Here is a 22,751-nt window from a genome sequence, read left to right on the forward strand (position 1 = left end):
AGTCCCGCACAACTGGCGACGACAGCCCGGTGTGCAAGTGTTTCAAGCGATGACTGGCCTGCCGACAGGAGCGAATAGCGCGGCGCCGCTAGGCCTCCTCCAGCACCACCACCCGCTGCCCGGCACGCACCGGCGAGCCCGGCTGCACCCGCACCTCGCGGACCACGCCGCCAACAGGCGCGACGAGCGGAATCTCCATCTTCATCGACTCGAGGATCACCAGCACATCGCCGGCCTTCACTTCGGTTCCGGCCTCCACCTGCACCTGCCAGAGGTTGCCGGCGATATGGCTGTCGATGCCGTGTTGGCCGGTGCCGAGCGGGGCATCGTCGCCCGGCTCGACCACCGCCTCGTCCATTTCGAAGTGGGCCTGACCGGAATCGATCCAGCGCTGGCGTTCGGCGTCGAAGGCGGCGCGTTGCTGGCTGCGGAAGGCGTCGATACCCTCGGCTTCCTCGGCGAGGAATTCCTGGTAGTCGGCCAGGGCCAGCTCGCTGTCCTCGATGCGCAGCTCGAAGCGGCCGAGCGGGAAGTCGCGGCGGATCTGCAGCAGGTCGGAGGCCGACACCGGGTAGAAGCGGATCTGGTCGAAGAAGCGCAGCAGCCAGGGCTTTCCGTCGAAGGCTTCGAGGTCGCGGTAGCGGTTCCACATCTGCAGGGTGCGACCGACGAACTGGTAGCCGCCGGGGCCTTCCATGCCGTACACGCACATGTAGGCGCCGCCGATGCCCACCGAGTTCTCGGCGGTCCAGGTGCGCGCCGGGTTGTACTTGGTGGTGACCAGGCGGTGGCGCGGGTCCAGCGGCGTGGCCACCGGCGCGCCGAGGTAGACGTCGCCCAGGCCCATTACCAGGTAGCTGGCGTCGAACACGGTCTTGTAGACCTCATCGAGGTTGGGCAGGTCGTTGATGCGGCGGATAAATTCCAGGTTGCTCGGGCACCAGGGCGCGTCCTTGCGCACCGTGGTCATGTACTTGTCGATGGCCAGCTGGCAGGCCGGGTCGTCCCAGGACAGCGGCAGGTGCACGATGCGCGACGGCACTTTCAGGTCGCGCGCGGCGCACACGGCGTCCCACTCGCCGGCGACGATGTCGAGCAACGTCTGCAGCGGCAGGGTTTCCGGCTGGTAGTGCACTTGCAGCGAACGGATGCCCGGCGTCAGGTCGATCACGCCGCTGAGGTTCTTCGCCTCCAGCGCCTGCATCAGCGCGTGGCCGCGGAAGCGCAGTACCAGATCCAGCTCTGGCTGGCCGATTTCCAGCAGCAGGTGGGTATCGCCGGAGAGGCGGGCGACCAGGCGTTTGTCGTCTTCGCCGAGGTCCAGAACGATTGGGCTCTGTAGCCCGGATGCAATCCGGGAAGCCGGCGCCGCGTCCATCCCGGATTGCATCCGGGCTACGAGATCCTGCGTTTCCGCCTTGCGCGCCTTCGCCAGATCCCGCGCCATAGCGATATCCACCGGCACGAACCGAACCTTGTCGCCGGCCTTGAGTTGGCCGAGTTGCCACAGGTCGGCCTCGATGATGGTCACCGGGCAGACGAAACCGCCCAGGCTCGGGCCGTCCGGCCCGAGGATCACCGGCATGTCGCCGGTAAAGTCGACGGCGCCAATCGCATACGGGTTGTCGTGGATGTTCGACGGGTGCAGGCCGGCTTCGCCGCCGCTGTCGCGCACCCATTCCGGTTTTGGGCCGATCAGGCGCACGCCGGTGCGGCTGGAGTTGAAGTGCACTTCCCAGTCGGTGGCGAGGAAGGTGTCGATATAGGCCGGGGTGAAGTATTCCGGTGCGCCGTGCGGGCCGTAGATCACGCGGATTTCGCGCACGGCGGGCAGGGCGGTGCACAGCGCGGCGGGCAGTTGCGCACCGTTGCTCTTATCGCCGAGCGATGGAATGTGCAGCACATCGCCGGCACGCAGGGCGCGGCCGCCGTGGCCGCCGAACTGGCCGAGGGTGAAGGTGCTTTTGCTGCCCAGGTACTCGGGCACCTGCAGGCCGCCACGCAGGGTGAGATAGGCGCGCGCGCCGGAGCCGGCGATGGTGCCGAGGCTCAGGGTGCTGCCGGCCTCGATCAGCAGGGCGGTATTTATCGGCTGCGCCACGCCGTCCAGGGTCACGGGGATTTCCGCGCCGGTCACCGCCACCACCGCGTCGGTGTTGAAGCGCAGCAGCGGGCCGCTCATGGTGATTTCCAGGCCGGCGGCGCCCTCGTCGTTGCCCAGCAGGCGGTTGCCCAGGCGCAGCGCGCGGTCGTCCATCGGCCCGGACGGCGGCACGCCGACCGCCCAGTAGCCGAGGCGGCCGGGGAAGTCCTGCACGGTGGTCTGGGTGCCGGCGGAGAGCACCTCGAAGGTATGCGCCTGGTAGGTTAGGCCTTCCAGGCAGCGGGTCCAGGGATTGCCTCCGGCGAAAGGCGCATCGACCAGGATCTGCCGCAGGTACTGGCTGTTGGTTTCCACGCCGTACAGCAGCGTATCGGCCAGGGCCTGGCCGAGTGCGGCGCTGGCTTCCTCGCGGGTCGGTTTCCAGGTGATGACCTTGGCGATCATCGGGTCAAAGTAGGGCGGAATCTCGCAGCCGGCTTCGACCCAGGTATCGATGCGCAGGCTCTTGCCATCGGCCGCCGGGAATTGCACGGCGGTGAGCAGGCCGGGGCTCGGCTGGAAGTCGCGGCCCGGGTCTTCGGCGTACAGGCGCGCCTGGATGGCGTGGCCGCTGGGTTTCAGGTTTTTCGCCAGTTCGCTCAGCGGAGCCAGATCGCCGGCCGCCAGCTCGATCATCCAGCGCACCAGGTCGACGCCCCACACCTGTTCGGTGACGCCGTGCTCGACCTGCAGGCGGGTGTTCACTTCGAGGAAGTAGAAGCGCTCGGCTGTGCTGTCGTAGACGAATTCGACGGTGCCGGCGCTGCGGTAGCTGACCGCCTTGGCCAGTTTGATCGCCGCCGCGCACAGTTCCTCGGCCATGCCGGCCGGCAGGTTGGGGGCCGGGGTTTCTTCCAGCACCTTCTGGTTGCGCCGCTGCACCGAACAGTCGCGCACGCCGAGGGCGATGACGTCACCCTGGCCGTCGCCGAATACCTGTACTTCCAGGTGGCGGGCACGCTGGATGTACTTCTCGATGAACACGCCGCTGTCGCTGAAGTTGTTCTGCCCCAGGCGCTTTACCGCCTCGAAGGCGTCGGCGAGTTCGGCGGCGCTGTTGCACACGCGCATGCCGATGCCGCCACCGCCGGCGGTGCTTTTCAGCATCACCGGGTAGCCAACTTCATCGCCGGCCTTCAGCGCGGCGTCGAGGTTTTCCAGCAGCTCGGTACCTTCCAGCATCGGTACGCCGTGCTGTTTCGCGAGGACGCGGGCGGTGTGTTTGAGGCCGAACACGCGCAGCTGCTCCGGCGTTGGGCCAACGAAGGCGATGCCGGCGGCTTCGCAGGCTTCGGCAAACGCAGCGTTCTCGGAGAGGAAACCGTAGCCGGGGTGTATGGCCTTGGCACCGGTCTGCTTGGCGACTTCCAGAATCTTGTCGACCACCAGATAGGTCTGGGCAGCCGGGCCTTCGCCGAGGCTGAAGGCCTCGTCGGCCTGCTGGATATGCAGGCTGGCGGCGTCGGCCTCGGAGTAGACGGCTACGCCTTTGACGTCGAGCTGGTGCAGGGTGCGCAGGATGCGGCAGGCGATGGCGCCGCGGTTGGCGATCAGCAGTTTGTCGAACATGGCAGAACCCTCGAAAGGGGTGGCGGGCCGTCCCGCCTTATTCGTCTGCACCACGGTCGTCCGTGGCTGAAAGTCTGGTGCTGCGTAGGGTGGAGGCCCACCCCCGTGGAAAACCGAGAAGCGTCTTCCACCAGTTGGGAATTCGGATCGCTCTGGTGGATGTGAAGAGCGACATCCACCCTACGGCTGCAGGTTTTTCTTTTGCTGTGGTTCGTTTTTTTGTTCCAAGCACTGCCCCGCGCGGCTCTGGCACAGCTGGAACAGCCAACCCCGTAGCCCAGATGCAATCCGGGGATCGGGGTTGCCGGCCTCCCGGATTGCATCCGGGCTACGCTCGTTCGGGCTTCGGTTCAGTCCCATACCAGCACCTCCGCCGGCGTCGGGTTCCAGCCGTTGCAGGGGTTGTTCAGTTGCGGGCAGTTGGAGATCAGTACGATCACGTCGGTCTCGGCGCGCAGCTCGACGTACTTGCCCGGTGCGGAGATGCCGTCCTCGAAGGTCAGGCCGCCTTCCGGGGTGACCGGCACGTTCATGAAGAAGTTGATGTTGGCGCCGATGTCGCGCTTCTCCAGGCGGCCGTCGTGCAGGGCGCCGCGCAGGAAGTTGTCGCGGCAGCTGTGCATGTAGCGCTTGTCCAGCGCATAGCGGACCGTGTTGCTCTCCTGGGCGCAGGCGCCGCCGAGGGTGTCGTGGCGGCCGCAGGTGTCGGCGACGATGGTCAGCAGCGGGTTGCCGAGGTTGGAGTAGAGGACCGTGCCGGTGCTCAGGTAGACATTGTTCTGCCTGCGCAGGGTGCGCTGCGGGTCGAAGCGCTCGCGCGGGTTGTTCGCGCTGAAGAACAGGGTGTCGACCGCCTGGTTGCCTTCGAGGTCGAGCAGGCGCAGGGTCTGGCCGGCCTTCACCTCGAACAGATAGGGCTCGCCGGCCGGGATGGTATGGCGGTACACGGCGGCTTCGGGATGCAGGGTGCTTTCGAATGCAGACATGGCGCAGTCCTCAGAGGTACAGCCGTTCGGTGTTGTGGAAACCGCGGCCGTTCTCCGGGCGCGAAGTGCGGCAGAGCACGCTGATGCCGTCGCTCTCGACGCGGCTCCAGGCGAGTTGCACCGGCTTGGGCGCGTATTGCGGGTTGGGGTCCAGCGGGTGCTGCAGGGCGGTGAGGACCACCAGGGTGTCCATCGGCGCGTACAGCTCGATGTAGTCACCGGCCTTGGAGTTGCCCGGTTGGAAGTGGAAGCAGCCGTCCGCATCGACCGTCACCCGGCTGAACAGGTTGAGGTTCATCAGCAGGTCCTGCAGGTTGAGGTTCCACTTGCCCAACTCCACCAGCAGGTTGTCCACGCCATTGCGGAAGAAGCCGTTGCGCAGTTCCTGGTAGCGCCCGGCGCCGTACTTCTCGCGGACTTCCTCGGCGTTCAGCACGCCACCGAAGCTGTCATGCCAGCCGCAGGTGTCGGCGGTGATGGCGGCCAGCACGCGGCCCATGTCCGAATACAGGCAGTGGCCGGCGGTGAGCTTGGCGGTGTGCTGGCACTTGAGGGTGTCCGGCAGGTTGAGGCGCTCGCTCTTTTCGGCGGCCGAGAGCAGCAGCAGGCTGACGTTGGCGCCGCCTCCAAGGTCGGTGATGCGCAGCAGCTGGCCGCGCTTGAGCACGAAGGAGGTGTGGCCGCCGCCGGGGACGGTTTCATCAAAGAGGGTCGGGCGCAGTGCGAGAGAGGCAGTCATGCTCAGGCTCCTTGGAGTTGCGATTGCAGGCGCTCGGCCAGCGGGGCGGGCAGGGCCGCGCGGCGATCGCTGTTGAGCGGAATGTCGTAGGTGATGCGGGCACCGAAGGCGTTGGGCGCGTGCGGGTCGTGGCGCACCTTGTCGAACACCAGCAGGCGGGTGCCGAGGCTGAAGCCTTCGGAGAGGTCGTGGGTGACCATGAAGACGGTCAGCCCGGTCTCGCGCCACAGCTCCAGCAGCAGGGCGTGCATGTCCTTGCGGATGCCCGGGTCCAGCGCCCCGAAGGGTTCGTCGAGCAGCAGCACGCGCGGCGTGGTGATCAGCGCCTGGGCGATGGCCAGGCGCTGCTGCATGCCGCCCGAGAGCGCGCTGGGGTACTTATCCAGGGCGTGGCCGAGGCCGACCTTGCGCAGCAGCTCGGCGGCGCGCTCGCGGGCCTCGCGCTTGGCATTGCCGAACAGGCGGCCAAGCAGCGGTGAGCGCGGCAGTTCCAGGCCGACGGCGACGTTGTCCAGCACCGTCAGGTGGGGGAACACCGAGTAGCGCTGGAACACCACGCCGCGGCTGGCATCCGGCTCGGCAACCAGCGGCTGGCCGGCCAGAAGGATCTCGCCCTTGCTCGGTCGCTCGTGGCCCAGCAGCAGGCGCAGGAAGGTCGACTTGCCGCAACCGGAGGCTCCTACAAGCGTGCAGAACTCGCCCTCGCGCACGATCAAGTTGAGGCGTTCCAGCACGACCTGGTCGCCGTACTCCTGCCAGACGTTGTTGACCTGGATGAAGCTCATGCCTTGGCTCCTTCGTACCAGGGGAAGCACAGGCGGGCGAGCTGGCGCAGGCCCAGGTCCATCAGCCAGGCGAGCAGGGTGATCCACGCCACGTAGGGCAGGATCACGTCCATGGCCAGGTAGCGGCGCACGAGGAAGATGCGGTAGCCAAGGCCGTCGGTACTGGCGATGGCCTCGGCGGCGATGAGGAACAGCCAGGCCGAGCCGAGCACCAGGCGCAGGGCTATCAGCAGGCGCGGCAGCAATTGTGGCAGCACCACGCGCAGGATCAGGGTCCAGGTGTTGGCGCCGAGGGTCTGCGCCTTGATCAGCAGCTCGGCCGGAATCTCCCGGGCGCGCTGCTCCATGTCGCGGGCGAGGATCGGGGTGATGCCGATGACGATCAGCATCACCTTGGACAGTTCTCCGAGCCCAAAGACGATGAACAGGATCGGCAGGATCGCCAGCGGCGGCACCATCGACAGCACCGTGAGCAGCGGCGACAGCGGTGCGCTCAGCAGCGGCAGGGTACCGGCGGCGATGCCTAAGCAAAGGCCGAGCAGGGCGGCGATGCCGATGCCCAGACCTAGGCGCCCCAGGCTGGACACGGTGTCCTGCCAGAACAGGTAGCCGCCGCTGCGCTTGTCTTCGGTGAAGGCCAGGCGCTGCACCGCATCGACCATCTGCGCCGCGCCGGGCAGCAGCTTGTCGTTGGGGTTCTCCGCCAGACGCGCCGTGGAGCCTGCGAAGTAGGCGAACAGCAGCAGGGCGAAGGGCAGCAGGATCAGCAGCAGGCGGCCGCCGCGGTCCGGGTGTCGGTTGATCAGGCGCATACGGAGCTCTCGTAGGGCGTAGGGTGGGAAACTCGCGGAGCGATTGCCCACCAAGCGGGCCGCAGAGGTGGAAAAGGCTTGCAGCCGTTTTCCACCCTACGCAACGGTCAGAGTTTTCCGTCGGCCGCCATCTGCATGTAGCTCGGGTCGAAGCGCAGCTTGACGTTGCCCTTGTCGCCGGTGATCACGTCTCTGGCGAAGGCCATGCCGACCGCGTCGGCGCTCTGCGCGCCCTCGCCGAGCAGGCCGTGGGAGAAGGAGAACTCGGCCACCTTGGTCATGGTCGCCGGCAGCTTCGGGCTGTTGGCGAAGGCCACGGCGTCCTTGGCCGAATAGAACATTTTGGTCGCAGCGAGCTGCGCCTCGTAGCCGGCCAGGTCGGTGCCGGAGGCCTTGGCCATGTGCTCGCGGGCGGCCTTGCCCTCGGCCGAGTCGGCGCCCATGGTCGCCATGATTTCGTACCAGGCGCCGGTCAGCGCCTTGCCCAGCGCGGGGTTGTCCTTCAGCGTCTCGCTGTTGACCACCATCAGGTCGATGATCTCGCCGGGGATCTGGCTGGAGTCGAACACCTTGGTCACGCCCGGCGTGGCTTCGATCTCGGCCAGCAGCGGGTTCCAGGTGGCGACGGCCTGTACGTCATCGGTGGCGAAGGCGGCGACCATGTCGGCGTCGGAGGTGTTGATCACCTTGAGGTCCTTCTCGGCCAGGCCGGCGCGTTCCAGGCCACGGGCCAGCAGGTAGTGGGAGACGGACAGCTCGACCAGGTTGACGTCCATGCCCTTGAGGTCGCCGAGGGTCTTTTTCTCGCCCTTGAGCACGATGCCGTCGTTGCCGTTGGAGAAGTCACCGACGATCAGCGCCGTGCTGTCGATGCCGCCGGCGGCGGGGATGGTCAGCGCGTCCATGTTGGTCATGGTGCAGCCGTCGAACTGGCCGGCGGTGTACTGGTTGATCGACTCGACGTAGTCGTTGAGCTGGGTGACCTTGATCTCGATGCCGTACTTCTTCGCCCACTTGTCGACGATGCCCTGGGTGGCGCCGTATTCCCATGGCATCCAGCCGGCGTAGATGGTCCAGCAGACGTCGAACTGGTCTTTCTTCTCGGCGTGGGCGGGAAGGGCGAGCGCGGCGGCGAGGCCGGCGGCGATCAGCGAGGACAGCAGGGGCTTGCGCATGGGTGGACCTCCAGTTGGGGATACGGGCAGGAGCGGCGCGGCACTGGCCTGTGCGCGTTCTCCCGGGCTTTTGTCCCGCCGTGTAACCCCTGTCGAGGTCGCCAACTCTCGGACCAGACACCCGTCGTGGTGGACGGGCCGGAACCCTAGTCGGCCATTGCAAGTTGTAGTGCCGCGCCCCTGGTGGGGTGCTTCTGCATGGGTGGGTTAAAGCGAACATCGTGCCAGCTGCCCGCAGCCCCGGTTTTGCGGGGCCTGGCCCGGAACTGCCCGGCGCCATGCACCACCTTGCTGCACGAAAGCGGTGCGCGGTGTTCGCTGTTGGTGCTCGGAACCTGTTTCGAGTCTCTTGAGCTCACGCCAGGCAGGCGCAACGACCAGCGGGAGTAACAGCCGCAGGCTGGCTCGCAGGGTGAGCGCCTGCGATAAATCGGGTGAGGGCCGGTCGGCGTCGCGGGCGACTCTACGAGGTGTAGATGAGCACCCCGTGGCGACGCGCCCCGACCCCATTTCAACGCAGCATGGCCGACGATCTGGAGATTCAAGGCCGGTTCTACAGCTGGTTGTCGGCCGCCAGCTGCATATAGGTCGGGTTGAAGCGCAGCTTGATCTGCGCCGGATTGCCCAGCACGCGCTCGTCGCCGAAGGAAATGCCCAGGCGCAGCAGGCCCTTGCCCTCGCCGAGCAACTGCTGGGCGTCGGCGAAGTTGGCCACCCGCTGCATCAGGTCCGGCATCTTCTCGCCGCGGGCGAAGGCGGCGGCCGAGCGCGGCGCGTAGAAGGAGCGAATGGTGCGCAGCTGCTCGTCGAAGTCTTCGGGTGTCGTGTCCGCGGCGCGGGCCATGCTGGCGCGGGCGGCGGCCCCCGCGGGCGTCGGAAGGCCCATCAGGCGCATGCCCTCGAACCAGGCGCCGGTGAGCGCGCGGCCCAGCTCCGGGTGCTGGGTCAGGGTCTGGCTGTTGATCACCAGCAGGTCGAGGATCTCGCCCGGCACGTGGTGCGAGCTGAACACCTGCACGCTGTCACCGTCCTGGCGCAGGTCGGAGAGAATCGGGTTCCAGGTCACCACCGCGTCGCCCTTGCCGCTGCGCCAGACTTGCGCCAGGTCCTTGTCCGAGACGTTCTCGATGGTCACGTCGCCGGGTTGCAGGTGCGCCCACTCCAGTGCGCGGCTGAGCAGGTAGTGGGACACCGAGTTCTCCACCAGCAGGATGGTCTTGCCCTTGAGGTCCTTCAGGTCCTTGCTGCCGCCGCGCACCAGGATGCCGTCGGCGCCGGCGGAAAAGTCGCCGACGATCAGCGCGGTGGAGTCCGTGCCTGCGGCGGTCGGGATGGTCAGCGCATCCATGTTGGTCATCGAGCAGGCGTCGTACTGGCCGGCAGTGTATTGCTCGATGGAAGCGACGTAGTCCGGCACCTGCTCGACCTGGATCTCGATGCCGTACTTCTTCGCCCATTTGTCGACGATGCCTTGCTCGGCCATGTAGCCCCACAGCATCCAGCCGGCATAGATCGACCAGCAGACCTTGAACGGGCGTTTCTCTTGGGGCGCGGCGTGGGCGGGCTGCAGGAGCAGCAGGGCGAGCAGCGAACAGGACAGCAGACGAGTCAGCATGACAACCTCGGGGCAGTGGACGGGAGACAGGATGGCGGCCGCCATGGCGCGCGTTCTCCCGGGCTTTTGTCCCGCCGTGTAACCCCTGTCGGGGTCGCCCACTCTCGGACCAGTCGCCCGCCGTGGGAGGCGGGCCGGAACCCTAGTCGGCCATTCGATGCAGTGTCAGCGGCCGAGCCCGCTGACGGGCCGGCACATCCTGTGCGGCGGAGTCATAGCGAATGGCGTGCCAGACCGCTCTGGTACGGGGTTTTCGTGACAGCCATCGCACTTGTCGAGTGCTCATGGGAGAGCGGCTGCGCCATGCTGGTGCGAGGTCGGGCCGGCATGGTGCGAAACGCGCCGATACAACTTTCGCCGGACCGGGGCGCTGCACTTCGTCCCAGACGCATGATCCAAGCCAGTGGGAGCAGTCCCGGAGCCGGCATTCGCCGGCGCCTTCCCAGCGGTCGAAGGAGGCCGCCATGTCCCGTCTAGCACTTGTCCTCGTTCTGCTCGCTTCGACACTTGGCGGCTGCACCGCCTATGGCGGCGATTACCGCTACGACAGCTATCCGCGCTACCGCGTCTATTACGACGATGATCGCAACTACCACCGCTGGCACCGCGACCGCTACGAGGAGCGCCGCCACTCCCACTACGCGCCGGGTTACGACGGCCACTACCAGTGGCACGACGACCGTCGGCGCTACCGCGATCATCGCTACCAGGCGCCGCGCCATGGCTGGGACCAGCGCTACCGCGACCATGACCGCCGTGGCCATTCCCATTGGCAGGGGCAGGGTTGGCAGCGCCACGATGGCTATTCCAGGGATCGCGACCGCCGCTACGACCGTGGCCACGTCCGCGAACACGACGGCCGGCGCAATCGTCATTCCCAGCGCGGCGAAAGCGTGCGTGGCTGGAGGCTCTCCAACTAGGGCGAGACGGTCGGCAGCGGCCGGTTATCCGGGAAACGCTAAGGGCGCCGCAGCGTATGCAGGATCAGCCGTTCCGTCTCGCTCAGCCACGCATGCAGGCGCGGCTCGTCGAGCTGGGCGAGCGCCGCGTAGCGCCGTCCGCCCCAGACCATCAGGAACAGCGCCTCGACCGTGGCGGCTGAAACCGGAGCGGGGAGGTCGTCGCAGGCGGCGAACACTTCCTGCCACTTGGCGAGCAGTTCCTGGTAGGCGCGCAGGTGGTGTTTGGGTTCGGCGACCTGCGCCTCCTGACGCGCCATTTCGAAGGTGAACAACCGATACATCGACTCTTGCGGCCCGCAGCTCAGCCAGAGCAGGCGGGTGATTCGCTGCTGCCAGTCCAGTTCCGGCGCGACCACCTGCTGGTCGAGCAGCTGCAGAAGCTGCTCGATGCAGTGGCGCACGTAACCGGACAGCAGCGCCTCCTTGCTGGGGAAATACTCGTAGAGCGTGCCCACGGCGAAGCCCGACTCCATGGCGACCGAGCGCGTGGTGACGGCGTCCCAGCCATCGCGTTGCAGAATCCGAACAAAGGCCTGGTAGATTGCCTCCACGGTGAAGACGGCGCGGGCCTGACGCGGGCGCTTGAGCGGCTTGGTTCTGGGCTTGGCCGCCTCTTCAAGCTTGCTGTTCCGGTTTCCGAACCCCTTTCCGTGCATCGCCGCTTACCCTGTTCGCTCGTCAATCGCGATCGCCAGAGGACCCGCAAATGACCCCAGTCGTCAAGGCCACTCGCCTGCTCACCCGCAAGGGGCAGCTCGACCAGAGCCGTATCGAACACGTCGACTTCGACCTGACCCCGCGGCCCGGCGAAGTCATTCTCAAGCCCGACCACTTCGCCCTGACCACCAACAACATCACCTACGCGGCCTTCGGCGACTCGATGCGCTACTGGGACTTCTACCCGACCGGCGAGGCCGAGTGGGGACACATGCCGGTGTGGGGCTTCGCCGATGTGGTCGCCTCGGCCGTCGAGGGTGTCGAGGTCGGTGCGCGGTATTACGGCTACTACCCGATCGCCAGCTACACGCGGGTCAAGGCCGAGGCTTCGCCGCGCGGCTTCCGCGCGCTGGATGCGCATCGCGCCGAACTGCCGACGCCCTACAACCAGTACGCGCTGTGCGCGGCCGATCCCTACTACAGCCCCGAGCACGAGGACCTGCAGGCGCTGCTCAAGCCGCTGTACCTGACCTCGGCGATGCTTGCCGACTTCCTGGTCGACAACGACTTCTTCGGCGCCCGGCGCCTGCTGTTCTCCAGCGCGTCGAGCAAGACCGCCTACTGCACGCTGTTCTGCCTGGAAGAGCACGACGTCGAATGCATCGGCCTGACCTCGCGCGGCAACATCCCCTTCGTCGAGCAGCTCGGTTGCTACGACAGCGCGCTGGCCTACCAAGACCTGGAGTCGCTCGATGCCAGCGTGCCGACCGTCTACGTCGACTTCTCCAGCGACCTCGCCCTACGCGACCGCGTGCATGCGCACTTCGCCGACAAGCTGGCCTACAGCTGCGTGGCCGGCTCGGCGCAGAACACCGAGGAGGCGCAATACAAGGCCGCCAGCGGACCGGAGCCGAAGATGTTCTTCGCGCCGATCCAGATGCGCAAACGCAATGTGGACTGGGGCTCGGGTGGCGTCTCGCGCTATGTCGGCGAGGGCATGGTGAAGTTCTATCGGCGGGTCGAGGCCAGCGGCACGCAGCTGGTCGAGGTGGTGCGCAGCGAAGGCTTCGAGGCGGCGGCGCAGATCATCTCCGGCCTGGTGCATGGCCGCCTGCCGCCGCAGCAGGGGCAGATCGTTCGTCTGCGTTGAGGCGCGTTGCGCGTGGCGGGCTGGCCGCCACGCTCGCTGCTCCTTATTCGACGAACAGTTTCTGCACGGCCGAGAAGTCCAGCTTGCCGTCGCCCTGCTTGAGCAGCATGCGGTAGATCTGCAGGGCCAGCGCGCCCATCGGCGTGCTGCTGCCGGTGGCCTGCGCCGCCTCCTGGGCCAGGCCGAGGTCCTTGGTCATCAGCTCGGCCATGAAGCCGCCGCTGTAGTCTTTCGAGGCCGGCACATTCTCCATCACCCCCGGCCAGGGGTTGTACTTCTCCAGGCTCCAGTTGCCGCCCGAGCTCTGCCGCATGATCTCGGCCAGCACCGCCGGGTCGAGTCCGCTGGCCACGCCCAGGGCCATGGCCTCGGCGGTGCCGATCATGTGCACCGCCAGCAGCTGGTTGTTGCACACCTTGGCCACCTGGCCGGCGCCATCCGGGCCGGCGTGGAAGATGTTCTTGCCCATCGCCGCCAGCACCGGGCGGGCGCGCTCCAGGTGCGCGGCCTCGCCGCCCACCATGAAGGTCAGGGTGCCGGCCGCGGCGCCGGCGGTACCGCCGGAGACCGGCGCATCGAGCAGGGCGATGCCCTTGGCGGCGGCGGCCGTGTGGACCTTGCGCGACGCGTCCGGGGCGATGGTCGAGCATTCCAGCACCAGGGCGTCGGCGGCGATCTTCTCCAGCAGGCCGTCGGCGCCCAGGTACAGGCCTTCCACATGGCGACTGGCGGGCAGCATGCTGACCACCACGGCGGCGCCCTTGACCGCGTCGGCGGCGTTGGCAGCGGGTTGGGCTCCTTCGGCGACCAGGCTGTCGACGGCCTCTCTGACCAGGTCGAAGGCGCACACGGCAAAGCCATTCTTCAGCAGGTTGCGGGCCATGGGCAGGCCCATGTGGCCGAGGCCGATAAAGGCGATCTGAGTCATTGTTGTTCTCCTTGTCTGTCCCGCATGTAAGTGCGGCCGCGCAATGTGAGGCGCTGGCGTTTATTCCCCTTGTGAGAGGGTGTATTGCGCGGCCCTGGTTGCCCTCTCCCCCGGCCCCTCTCCCATGTACGGGAGAGGGGTGATCCCGCGTGCCTCGGTGCTTCCGTGTAGCCCGGATGCAATCCGGGACGCCGCTCTTTAGAGGCGAGCCATCTTCATCGCCGCCGCGCAGCCGGTTCATTCCCTCTCCCCTCGGGGAGAGGGCTAGGGAGAGGAGGCGATCCACGCAGCCCGATTTTCCTTCTGCCCCTTTCCAACGAAGAAGAGACCTGACCGATATTTCCAATCCTCCCTGGGGGAGGGCATCTCACAGATCCGCCAGCGGGTGCGCGCCCTCCCAGACCGGCTCGAAGTGCGCCTCGATCACCGCCGGCGGAATGGCCGCCGGGTCGGGCCAGTGCCACTTCGGCGTCTGGTCCTTGTCGATCAGGCGGGCACGCACGCCCTCGGGGAATTCCGGGTGGCGGCAGCAGTTCAGGCTCATGGCGTATTCCATGCGGAACACTTCGGCCAGCGACAGGTGGCGGGCGCGGCGGATCTGCTCCCAGACCAGGTGCGCGGTCAGCGGGCAGCCGGCGGCCAGGGTCTTGGCGGCGCGGGCCAGCGGCAGGTCGTCGTCGTTGTGCAGGGCGGTGAGGGCGTGCCAGGCGGCGGGCAGGTCGGCCAGGTCGAGCAGGGCATCGATGTGTTCTCGGCGCGGCAGCCACTGGGCCGGCGGCAGGTCCGGGCGGGCCTCGTGCTCCAGCGCACGGAGCAGGCTGCTGAGCTGCTCGGGCGCCTGGTGCTGCCAGTTCATCTGCACCAGGCCCTCGATCAGCGTGTCCTGCTGGTCGTCACGCAGAAAGCGGTCGGCCAGGTCCAGGTCCAGGGCGTCGCGGGCGTTGATGCCGGCGGCGGTGAGGCCGAGGAACAGGCCGAGCTTGCCCGGCAGACGGGCGAGGAACCAGCTGCCGCCGACATCGGGATACAGGCCGATGTTGATCTCCGGCATCCCCAGCCGGCTGCTCGGGGTGACAATGCGGATGGCCGCGCCCTGCATCAGGCCCATGCCGCCACCCAGTACGTGGCCGTGGGCCCAGCAGATCAGCGGTTTCGGGTAGGTGTGGATGCGGTGGTCGAGGCGGTATTCGTCGGCGAAGAAGCGCCGCGCCAGCGGCGGCACCTCGCCGGGATGCTCGCGGCACTGCTGCACCAGCTGCACCACGTCGCCACCGGCGCAGAAGGCTTTGGGGCCGTTGCCGCGCAGCAGCACGCAGGCGATGCCGTCGTCCTCGGCCCACTGGCGCAACTGCGCGTCCAGCGCCTCGATCATTGGCAGTGTCAGGGCATTGAGGCTCTTCTCCGCGTCCAGGCTGGCGATGCCGATGCGGAAGCCATGCAGGGCGGGGCGTTCTTCGAAGGTCACGTTCATTGCGGTGCCTATCGCAGTGTGAATGGCCACCCCGTGGAAAACCACGTAGCGTTTTCCACCGAATGGAGGATGGGTGGAAAAGACCTGCGGTCGTTTTCCACCCTGCGAGTCATTTGTTGCGCCACTGGGCGTCGCGTTTCTCGAGGAAGGCGTTGACGCCCTCGCGGGTGTCGTCGGCATCGAACAGGTCGACGAAGCGTTCGCGCTCTTCGCCCAGCCAGGTGTTCGGGCCGCGCTCGCGGGCGCCCTGAATCAGCGGCTTGATGGTGCGCACCGCCACCGGGCTCTGCCGCGCCACCTTGGCCGCCAGTAGCAGGGCGGTGCCGCGGGCCTCGTCGCTGTCCACCACCTGCTCGATGAGGCCGATGCGCAGGGCGGTCTCGGCGTCGATGCGTTCGCCACAGAGGATCATGCGCTTGGCCCAGCCTTCGCCCACCAGCCAGGGCAGGTTCTGCGTGCCGCCGGCGCAGGGCAGCAGGCCGACGGTGGCTTCCGGCAGGGCCATCTGCGCCTGGCGCTCGGCGATGCGGATGTCGCAGGCCAGCGCGCATTCCAGGCCGCCGCCCATGGCGTAGCCGTTGATCGCGGCGATCGACACGCCGCGGAAGTCACGCAGGGTCTCGAAGGCCTCGCCGAAGCGCCGCGCCATCTCGCGGGCGCGGGCCTTGTCGCCGTCGGCGAACAGGTTGAGGTCGGCGCCGGCGCTGAAGAACTTGCTGCCCTGACCGGTCACCACCAGGGCATAGATATCGTCGTCGCGGTTGAGGTGCTCGATCACCTGCTTGAGGCCGATCAGCGAGTCGCGGTCCCAGGTATTGGCCGGCGGGTGGTTGATGGTGATCAGCGCAGTGTGGCCGTGCTTCTCCACCGTCAGCTTGTGCGTCAGGTCGAACATGCCGGGGTTGTAGGCTTCGATGGCAGTGGTCATAGGCGTCCTCGTCGGATTACTCCCCTCGCCCATTTATAGGAGAGGGGCTGGGGAAGAGGGAAGCGGCACGGCCCCTCTCCCTAGCCCTCTCCCCGTGGGGAGAGGGGACTGAAAGCTACAGCAGGCGATCGAGCATGCCGCCCTGGTCCAGCAGGCGGCGGGCGACGATCACCCGCATGATCTCGTTGGTGCCTTCCAGTATCTGGTGTACGCGGCTGTCGCGCACCCAGCGCTCCAGAGGGTAGTCGTTCAGGTAACCGTAGCCGCCGTGCAGCTGCAGGGCCTCGTTGCACAGCGTGAAACAACGGTCGGTGGCGAAGCGCTTGGCCATGGCGCAGTACAGGCTGGCCTCGCCGTGGCGGTTGTCCAGCTTGTGCGCGGCCAGGCGCACCATCTGCCTACTCGCCGTTAAATCGGTGAGCATATCGGCGAGCTTGAACTGTAGGGCCTGGAATTCGCTGAGTTGTTTGCCGAACTGCTTGCGCTCCTCCACGTAGCGCAGGCTCTGCTCCAGCGCCGCCTGGGCGGCGCCGAGCGAGCAGCTGGCGATGTTCAGGCGACCGCCGTCCAGGCCCTTCATGGCGTAGACGAAGCCCTGGCCCTCGGGGCCGATGCGGTTTCCGGCGGGGATGCGCACGTTCTCGAAGGTGATGGTGCGGGTCGGCTGCGCCTTCCAGCCCATCTTGTCCTCGTTGCGCCCGTACTTCATGCCCTCGGCATTGGCCGGCACCAGAAAGCAGGAGATGCCCTTGGCGCCGTCCTCGCCGGTGCGCGCCATGACGATCAGCACGTCGGTGCTGCCGGCGCCGGAGATGAAGCACTTGCTGCCATCCAGCACGTAGTCGTCGCCCTCACGCCGGGCGCGGGTGCGCAGGCGGGCGGCGTCGGAGCCAGCGTCCGGTTCGGTGAGGCAGTAGGAGGCCAGCAGCTCGCCCGTGGTCAGGCCGGCCAGCCAGGTGTCCTTCAGCGCCTGATCGGCGAAGCTGGCGAGCATCCAGGTGGCCATGTTGTGAATGGTCAGGTAGGCCGTGGTGGCCACGCAGCCGGCGGCGAGCTGTTCGAAGATCAGCGAACTGGTCAGCCGCGACAGGCCCAGGCCGCCATCTTCCTCGCCGATATACAGGGCCAGGTAGCCCTGCTCGGCGGCGCGGCGGATCACCTCCACCGGGAAGTGGTGCTCGCGGTCCCAGTCGGCGGCGTGCGGCGCCAGCTCCCGCGCGGCGAAGGCGCGGGCGCTGTCGACCAGCAGGCGTTGTTCCTCGTTCAGCTCAAAATCCATAGGCTCTCACTGCAATGTCGTGGGCTGGCCGGCGGCGCGCCGCTCGGCCTGCCATTCGGCGAGGCTGGGGGCGGCCTGTTCTCCGTCCAGGCGGTGGACGATCTCGAAGTAATCCTGGCGGCGTGGCGAGGCCATGATCTCGGCCCGCGCTTTCACCTTCACCGCGTAGACGGTCTGCACGTTCTGGTGATCGAAGCCGCGCCATTGCTGCGGGCCCTTGAGCAGGCTGTAGCTGTGGCCTTCCAGCGCGCCGATCAGCGCTTCACTTTCCAGGCTCTTGGCGCGGCCGGCGGCATCTGCCCACTGTAGGACGATGCTGTAGGCCGAGGCCGCGGCGCTGGAGGGATAGACCTCGTAGCGTTCCTCGAAGTTGCGCACGAAGGCCTGGCCTGCCTGGCTGCCTTCCAGCTCGGGCACGCGCCAGGTCCAGGGCTCCGTTCCCAGCACGCCTTCCATCAGTCCCGGGCCGGCCTGCTCGATGATGCCCTGGGTCAGATTGGGCGCGACGATCTGCACCTTGCCAGCCAGGCCGAGATCCTCGGCCACGCGCATGGCGCGCACCAGGTCCTCGCCGAACAGCACCAGAACCAGCACCTCGGCGTCGCTCTGCGCGGCCTGGGTCAGGGCATTCTGGTAGTCGGCCATGCGCGCGCCGGGGAAGGGCACCTTAAGGCCGGGATTGCGCGCGCCGTCCTGGGTGCCGGTGGTCTCGCGCAGCGAGCTCTCGGTGGTGGTGCCCCAGGTGTAGTCGGCGGTGACGTAGAAGTAGCGCTTGTCCGGCAGGTGCCTGGCCAGGTACTGGCCGAGCACGCGGGCGCTCATCCAGGCGCTGTTGCACTCGCGGAACAGGTAGCGGTGGCCGTCCTTGCCGGTGGTGTCGTTGGAGTAGGTGAGGGTGCCGAAGTACAGCAGGCCCTTTTCCTGGGCACGCTTGCCGGCGGCGATGGCGGCCGCACTAGAGGCGCCGCCGAAGAGCATGACGGCCCCTTCGCCGGCCAGCTTGTCGACGTTGCGCGCGGCCTTCTCGGGGCGCGAGGCGTCGTCCAGGCTGGACAGCCGCAGCGGGCGGCCGAGCACGCCGCCCTGGGCGTTCAGCTCGTCGATGGCCAGCAGGGCTCCGCGCATCTGTGCCAGTCCTTCTTCCTTGTAGCTGCCGGTGCGCGGGTAGCTGAGGCCGAGGGTAATCGGCTCGGCCGCCTGCGCGGCGGCGGTGAGTCCGGCCCAGAGGGCCAGACAGGCAGTCAGTCGTTTCATCAATGGCTCCTTGTTCTTGTTGTGCCAGGGCCGACTGTGGGGCTCTGGCGAGCGCGGAGGCATTGTCTTTTCGTCTTAGTCGTCGCTAATTGAGGTGAGTCAGGTCTCACTTCAGTTGAATGGTCATATTCGGTCCGCTCATCGGCGGATTGCCGCCCAGAGTGTCATCGAACCAGCGGCTGGTGACGGTCTTGGTCTCGGTATAGAAGCGCACCGCCTGCTTGCCGTAGGCGTGCAGGTCGCCATAGAACGAGCCCTTCCAGCCGGTGAAGGAGAAGAACGGCAGCGGCACCGGGATCGGCACGTTGATGCCCACCTGGCCGACTTCCACTGCATGCTGGTAATGCCGCGCCGCGCCGCCGGAGCGGGTGAAGATGCTGGTGCCGTTGCCGTAGGGGCTGGCGTTGACCAGCTCGATGGCCTCCTCCAGGGTATCGACCTCCATGCACACCAGCACCGGGCCGAAGATTTCCTCGCGGTACAGGCTCATCCCGGTGGTCACGCCGCGGAACAGGGTCGGGCCCAGCCAGTTGCCGTTGGGGTAGCCGGCCACCTCGCACTGCGAGCCGTCGAGCAGGCACTCGGCGCCTTCCGCCTTGCCCTCGGCGATCAGCTTCTGCACGCGCTGCTTGGCCTGTTGGCTGATCAGCGGGCCGTAGGCGGAACTCGGATCCTTCCAGTGGCCCGGCTTGAGCTCGGCCATCTGCGCGGCCAGCTCGTCGATCCAGGCTTTCGATTCGCCGACGAACACCGCCACGCTGATCGCCATGCAGCGCTGGCCGGCGGCGCCGCAGCTGGCGCCGAGCAGGTTGCTGAGCACCTGGTCCTTCGGCGCGTCGGGCATGATCACCATGTGGTTCTTGGCGCCGGCGAAGGCCTGCACGCGCTTCAGGTGCTGGGTGCCGGTGCGATAAATATGCTGGCCCACCGGCACCGAGCCGACGAAGGAGATGGCGCGGATGTCCTCGTGGGTGAGCAGGGCGTCGACTACCTCGCGGCCGCCGTGCAGCACCTGCAGCACGCCGGCCGGCGCGCCGGCCTCGAGGAACAGCTCGGCCAGGCGGTTAGGCGTCAGCGGGTCCTGCTCGGAGGGCTTGAGGATGAAGGTGTTGCCGCAGGCGATGGCCAGCGGGAACATCCACAGCGGGATCATCGCCGGGAAGTTGAACGGGGTGATGCCGACGCATACGCCGAGCGGCTGGATCCAGCTGGCGGTGTCGATCTCGCGGGCGACGTTCTCCACCGTCTCGCCCATCATCAGGCTGCAGATGTTGGCCGCGTGCTCGGCCACCTCGATGCCGCGCCAGACGTCGCCCTTGGCGTCGGCAAAGGTCTTGCCGGTCTCCGCGGCGAGGATCTCGGCCAGCTCGTCGTGGTGCTCCTTGAGCAGGTGCTGGTAGCGCAGCATCAGTCGTGCGCGTTCCGGCACCGGCACCTCGCGCCAGCTGAGGAAGGCCTTCCTGGCGCCGGCGATGGCCGCCTCGATCTCCTCGTGGGTGGCCTTGGGCGCCAGGGCCAGGACTTCCTGGGTGGCCGGGTCGGTCACTTCGATCAGTTCGCGGGCGTGGCTGGCCTGCCATTGGCCGTCGATCAGCTGCGGGATCACCTGGGGCATCGTGGGCCTCCTGATTGTTCTTGTGTGGCCCTGTTATAGCCGTAGCGGATGATCCTGTGGATTGACGATCTTGCTCATCGGATGGACGATCTTGGCATTCGAAAAAGAAAGAGGGCGCCATGAACGCCTCGGTGGAAACTTCCAACTGGCCACTGCCGGCCGGTGGCCTGCGCTTCATCGTGCCTCCCCGGCTCAGGCGCGTGTTGTCCCGTCATGCTCTGACCAGCGGCTGCTTCCCGCTGGCCCTGGGCTATTACCCGGAGGCAGCCGGGCACCGCATGCAGCGCTCCGAGCCGGATGACCACCTGCTGATCTACTGCCGCGCCGGGCGCGGCTGGCTGGAAACGCAGGATGGACGATTCGAGGTTGGCGGAGGCGACCTTCTGCTGCTGCCGCGCGGCGCCGCCCACGCCTATGGCGCCGATGCCGGGCGGCCCTGGACCATCCACTGGGTGCACTTCGATGGGGCACTGTGCGACGACTTCCTGCGTCTGCTGGGCAAGGCCGGCGTGCGGCGCATCGGCGTGCAGCCGCGCCTGCTGGCGGACTTCGAGGCGCTGCTCGGCCTGCACCGCCAGGGCCTCAACCCGGCGCACTTCATCCACGCCGCTCATCAGTTGCAGGCGCTGCTCAGCTCGCTGGCCGTGCTGCCGGCGCGCACCACGCTGAAGTCCGGGCGGGTGCTGGATGTGGACGCGGTGCAGGCGGTGATGCGCAGCCACCTGCACGGCAGCCTCAACCTCGACGAGCTGGCCGCGCAGTTCAAGCTGTCGCGCTTCCACTTCGCCAAGACCTACCGCGCACTGACCGGCCACGCGCCGATCCAGGACTTCATCCAGCTGAAGATGGCCCAGGCTTGCCGCCTGCTCGACCAGGGCAGCCTGGAGGTACGGCAGATTGCCGAGCAGTTGGGCTACGACGACCCCTATTACTTCTCGCGGCTGTTCAGGAAGGTGGTGGGCATGGCGCCCAGTCACTATCGGGCGTTGCACCAGGGTTAAAGAAAAAGGCCGTGGACTGGGCAGTCCACGGCCTTTTGTCTGCTATTGCCCGGTCAGATCGAGCAGATCATCCCCGCCAGCTCCACCCGGCCGAAACTGGCGCCGGGGTCGAGCGGGGTGATGGCCAGCAGTTGGTCGAGACGCACCTCCTGCTTGCCTGCTTCGGTCTGCAGGACGAGGAACTCCTCCTTGCTCGGGGCCGTGCGCGTGTCCAGCGCCCTGGCCACGAAGCTCGGACCCTCGACCATCTCGACCTGCAGGCGGTAGCCGTGCATGCAAGCGATCTCCAGGAAGTCGTGCAGATCGCAGTTCAGAGGCTGGTACGCGTTCATGGCTTTTATCTCCTTAGCAACCCTGCAGCGGGATGATGAAGTAGCCCTGCTGGGCGATGGCGGCGGCCACCTCGGGGTGGGCCGGTTCGCTGTGGCAGAACTGGCAGCGGCTCTGCGAGACGTCCGCGTCCTCCACGCCGCGGCTCGCGAGCCATTCGCGGGCGTAGCGGGCGGCGAGTGCCTGGTCGTTGCCTTCGATGAGCACGTCGAAGTGTAGGTAACCACCGTCGACCGTGCGCACGTGGGTGTCGAAGACTTTCACGTTCATGTCATTGCTCCTCGTTCCAGGTGGCGGGCAGCGACAGGTCGCCGGAGGCCACGTCCCACACGCTGGTGACGCACAGCAGCGGGTTGTGCAGGTCGGCGTTGACCTGCAGAGCCGCGGTCACGCCGTCGTAGTTGAAGCTCTGCGGGAAGCCGACGGCGGCCAGCGGCACGCGGATGCGCGCGGCGTCGTCCTTCACGCTGAGGTCGTAGCCGGGCGAGTCGATGTAGATCGGCGCACCGGGCCAGGTGGCCGGCAGCTTGGGTTTGGCCCCCTCGGGGATGTCGCGCACCTTGAGGCCGGCAGGGCCGCAGCTGGCGTCCTTGGTCAGCACCACCCAGTGGGAGTGCCAGAGGCCGCCGTCGTTGTCCTTTTTGCCGTCGCCGTTTTCATCCAGCTGCGGGGTGTCGTCGAAGTCCGGGTGCGACGTCAGCGCCAGGGCGAGGATGCCCGAGCCCTGCTCGAAACCGACGCTGCCGGCGTCCAGGCTGGTCGGCCAGACATAGCTGTACACCTCGGCGGCAGCGAAGCTGCCCTTGGCGGAGGGCGTGCGGCTGCCGGCCTTGCCGTCGACCAGTTGTTCGAACACCAGGTCGCTGCCGTCCTTGAAGACGCGGGTGTGCACCAGGTCGAAGGCGGCGTCGACCTTGGCGGTCTTTTCGCTGTGGATGCCGCCCTGGCCATGGGCCCAGGCCTGGCTGGCGAGAAGCGCGGTGAGCGCGAAAGCGAAGGGGGCTTTCATGGCCGGCTCCTTATTTCAGGTCGTCGATGGAGGCGCCGAAGTTCAGGTGCAGCACCTGGTCTTCGACCACCAGTGCGGGCACCGACTTGACGCCGGCCGCTTCGGCCTCGGCGACGCGTTGGGGCTGGTCGCCGAGGTGAACCACCTCGACCTTGACGGCCGGGTCCAGCAGGTTGAGCAGGGTCTGTTCGGCCGAGACGCAAACGGGGCAGCCGGCGTGGTAGAAGCGTGCAGTAGTCATTTCGTGTCTCCTTCAGATTGATTTGGTATCGATTCGATACTGATACGAAGGCTACTCCCGCTGCGCTCTTTGTCAATATGGTTTTTAGTCGATACTATATTT

Annotated in this window: 21 protein-coding genes and 2 riboswitches; of the genes, 3 read left to right on the forward strand and 18 right to left on the reverse strand. The window is 67.2% G+C overall.

Going from position 1 to position 22,751, the window contains the following annotated elements; genetic code table 11:
• Window positions 1–88 precede the first annotated feature (88 nt).
• The 7 genes from uca to NF616_RS13520 form a co-directional block, all read right to left on the reverse strand.
• Window positions 89–3,712: an urea carboxylase gene (uca, locus tag NF616_RS13490; protein WP_252273805.1), complete on the reverse strand. Its 3,624-nt coding sequence runs from the start codon at window positions 3,710–3,712 to the stop codon at window positions 89–91.
• 350 nt (window positions 3,713–4,062) lie between these two features.
• Window positions 4,063–4,698, reverse strand: a complete 636-nt coding sequence (locus NF616_RS13495; RefSeq protein ID WP_252273806.1) for an urea amidolyase associated protein UAAP2 — start codon at window positions 4,696–4,698, stop codon at window positions 4,063–4,065.
• Between the two features lie 10 nt (window positions 4,699–4,708).
• Complete coding sequence (locus NF616_RS13500) at window positions 4,709–5,437, reverse strand: urea amidolyase associated protein UAAP1 (RefSeq protein WP_252273807.1); 729 nt, start codon at window positions 5,435–5,437, stop codon at window positions 4,709–4,711.
• Window positions 5,438–5,439: 2 nt separating this feature from the next.
• A complete protein-coding gene (locus NF616_RS13505; RefSeq protein ID WP_252273808.1) occupies window positions 5,440–6,222 on the reverse strand; it encodes an ABC transporter ATP-binding protein in 783 nt (260 codons plus the stop codon).
• Entirely contained in the window at window positions 6,219–7,034 is an 816-nt protein-coding gene (locus NF616_RS13510) for an ABC transporter permease (RefSeq protein WP_252273809.1), read from the reverse strand. The genes NF616_RS13505 and NF616_RS13510 overlap by 4 nt, the downstream gene beginning before the upstream one ends.
• 107 nt (window positions 7,035–7,141) lie before the next feature.
• Window positions 7,142–8,209 (reverse strand): putative urea ABC transporter substrate-binding protein, encoded by a 1,068-nt coding sequence (locus NF616_RS13515; RefSeq protein WP_252273810.1) that lies wholly within the window; start codon window positions 8,207–8,209, stop codon window positions 7,142–7,144.
• A gap of 57 nt (window positions 8,210–8,266) precedes the next feature.
• Window positions 8,267–8,370: riboswitch (guanidine-I (ykkC/yxkD leader) on the reverse strand.
• Between the two features lie 392 nt (window positions 8,371–8,762).
• Complete coding sequence (locus NF616_RS13520) at window positions 8,763–9,824, reverse strand: putative urea ABC transporter substrate-binding protein (protein WP_252273811.1); 1,062 nt, start codon at window positions 9,822–9,824, stop codon at window positions 8,763–8,765.
• Window positions 9,825–9,877: 53 nt separating this feature from the next.
• Window positions 9,878–9,981: riboswitch (guanidine-I (ykkC/yxkD leader) on the reverse strand.
• Window positions 9,982–10,288: 307 nt separating this feature from the next.
• On the opposite strand from NF616_RS13520, the gene NF616_RS13525 reads away from it, so the two are divergent.
• Window positions 10,289–10,744 carry a hypothetical protein gene (locus NF616_RS13525; protein ID WP_252273812.1) on the forward strand — a complete coding sequence of 152 codons (456 nt, stop codon included), beginning with the start codon at window positions 10,289–10,291 and terminating at the stop codon, window positions 10,742–10,744.
• Between the two features lie 38 nt (window positions 10,745–10,782).
• Here NF616_RS13525 and NF616_RS13530 read toward each other — a convergent pair whose 3' ends face one another.
• A complete protein-coding gene (locus NF616_RS13530; RefSeq protein WP_252273813.1) occupies window positions 10,783–11,442 on the reverse strand; it encodes a TetR/AcrR family transcriptional regulator in 660 nt (219 codons plus the stop codon).
• A gap of 50 nt (window positions 11,443–11,492) precedes the next feature.
• Between NF616_RS13530 and NF616_RS13535 the strand changes: the two genes are divergently transcribed.
• On the forward strand, window positions 11,493–12,593 hold the full coding sequence (locus tag NF616_RS13535; protein WP_252273814.1) for a DUF2855 family protein: 1,101 nt from the start codon (window positions 11,493–11,495) through the stop codon (window positions 12,591–12,593).
• A gap of 43 nt (window positions 12,594–12,636) precedes the next feature.
• Here the strand turns inward: NF616_RS13535 and mmsB are convergent, their stop codons facing one another.
• From mmsB to NF616_RS13565, 6 genes are all read right to left on the reverse strand, one after another.
• Window positions 12,637–13,521 carry a 3-hydroxyisobutyrate dehydrogenase gene (mmsB, locus tag NF616_RS13540; RefSeq protein ID WP_252273815.1) on the reverse strand — a complete coding sequence of 295 codons (885 nt, stop codon included), beginning with the start codon at window positions 13,519–13,521 and terminating at the stop codon, window positions 12,637–12,639.
• Between the two features lie 367 nt (window positions 13,522–13,888).
• A complete protein-coding gene (dspII, locus tag NF616_RS13545; RefSeq protein WP_252273816.1) occupies window positions 13,889–14,992 on the reverse strand; it encodes an enoyl-CoA hydratase/isomerase DspII in 1,104 nt (367 codons plus the stop codon).
• Between the two features lie 109 nt (window positions 14,993–15,101).
• Complete coding sequence (locus NF616_RS13550; protein WP_252273817.1) at window positions 15,102–15,920, reverse strand: enoyl-CoA hydratase; 819 nt, start codon at window positions 15,918–15,920, stop codon at window positions 15,102–15,104.
• 115 nt (window positions 15,921–16,035) lie between these two features.
• Entirely contained in the window at window positions 16,036–17,199 is a 1,164-nt protein-coding gene (locus tag NF616_RS13555; RefSeq protein WP_252273818.1) for an acyl-CoA dehydrogenase family protein, read from the reverse strand.
• A gap of 6 nt (window positions 17,200–17,205) precedes the next feature.
• The gene (locus tag NF616_RS13560; protein ID WP_252273819.1) at window positions 17,206–18,453 is read right to left on the reverse strand and encodes an ABC transporter substrate-binding protein; all 1,248 of its coding nucleotides are present in this window, start codon (window positions 18,451–18,453) and stop codon (window positions 17,206–17,208) included.
• A gap of 106 nt (window positions 18,454–18,559) precedes the next feature.
• Window positions 18,560–20,068 carry a CoA-acylating methylmalonate-semialdehyde dehydrogenase gene (locus tag NF616_RS13565; RefSeq protein WP_252273820.1) on the reverse strand — a complete coding sequence of 503 codons (1,509 nt, stop codon included), beginning with the start codon at window positions 20,066–20,068 and terminating at the stop codon, window positions 18,560–18,562.
• Window positions 20,069–20,187: 119 nt separating this feature from the next.
• Between NF616_RS13565 and NF616_RS13570 the strand changes: the two genes are divergently transcribed.
• Entirely contained in the window at window positions 20,188–21,069 is an 882-nt protein-coding gene (locus NF616_RS13570) for an AraC family transcriptional regulator (RefSeq protein WP_252273821.1), read from the forward strand.
• 53 nt (window positions 21,070–21,122) lie between these two features.
• Here the strand turns inward: NF616_RS13570 and NF616_RS13575 are convergent, their stop codons facing one another.
• Genes NF616_RS13575 through NF616_RS13590 form a run of 4 tightly spaced genes read right to left on the reverse strand, consistent with a single transcriptional unit; the run spans window position 21,123 to window position 22,649 of the window.
• Window positions 21,123–21,401, reverse strand: a complete 279-nt coding sequence (locus tag NF616_RS13575) for a Rho-binding antiterminator (RefSeq protein ID WP_252273822.1) — start codon at window positions 21,399–21,401, stop codon at window positions 21,123–21,125.
• Window positions 21,402–21,414: 13 nt separating this feature from the next.
• Complete coding sequence (locus NF616_RS13580) at window positions 21,415–21,669, reverse strand: DUF2024 family protein (RefSeq protein ID WP_043309595.1); 255 nt, start codon at window positions 21,667–21,669, stop codon at window positions 21,415–21,417.
• A gap of 1 nt (window position 21,670) precedes the next feature.
• Window positions 21,671–22,408 carry a hypothetical protein gene (locus NF616_RS13585; RefSeq protein ID WP_252273823.1) on the reverse strand — a complete coding sequence of 246 codons (738 nt, stop codon included), beginning with the start codon at window positions 22,406–22,408 and terminating at the stop codon, window positions 21,671–21,673.
• Window positions 22,409–22,418: 10 nt separating this feature from the next.
• The gene (locus tag NF616_RS13590; RefSeq protein WP_252273824.1) at window positions 22,419–22,649 is read right to left on the reverse strand and encodes a thioredoxin family protein; all 231 of its coding nucleotides are present in this window, start codon (window positions 22,647–22,649) and stop codon (window positions 22,419–22,421) included.
• Window positions 22,650–22,751: the final 102 nt, after the last annotated feature.

The sequence above is a fragment of the Pseudomonas subflava genome (assembly GCF_023823685.1).
GTDB classification, from domain to species: Bacteria; Pseudomonadota; Gammaproteobacteria; order Pseudomonadales; family Pseudomonadaceae; genus Aquipseudomonas; species Aquipseudomonas subflava.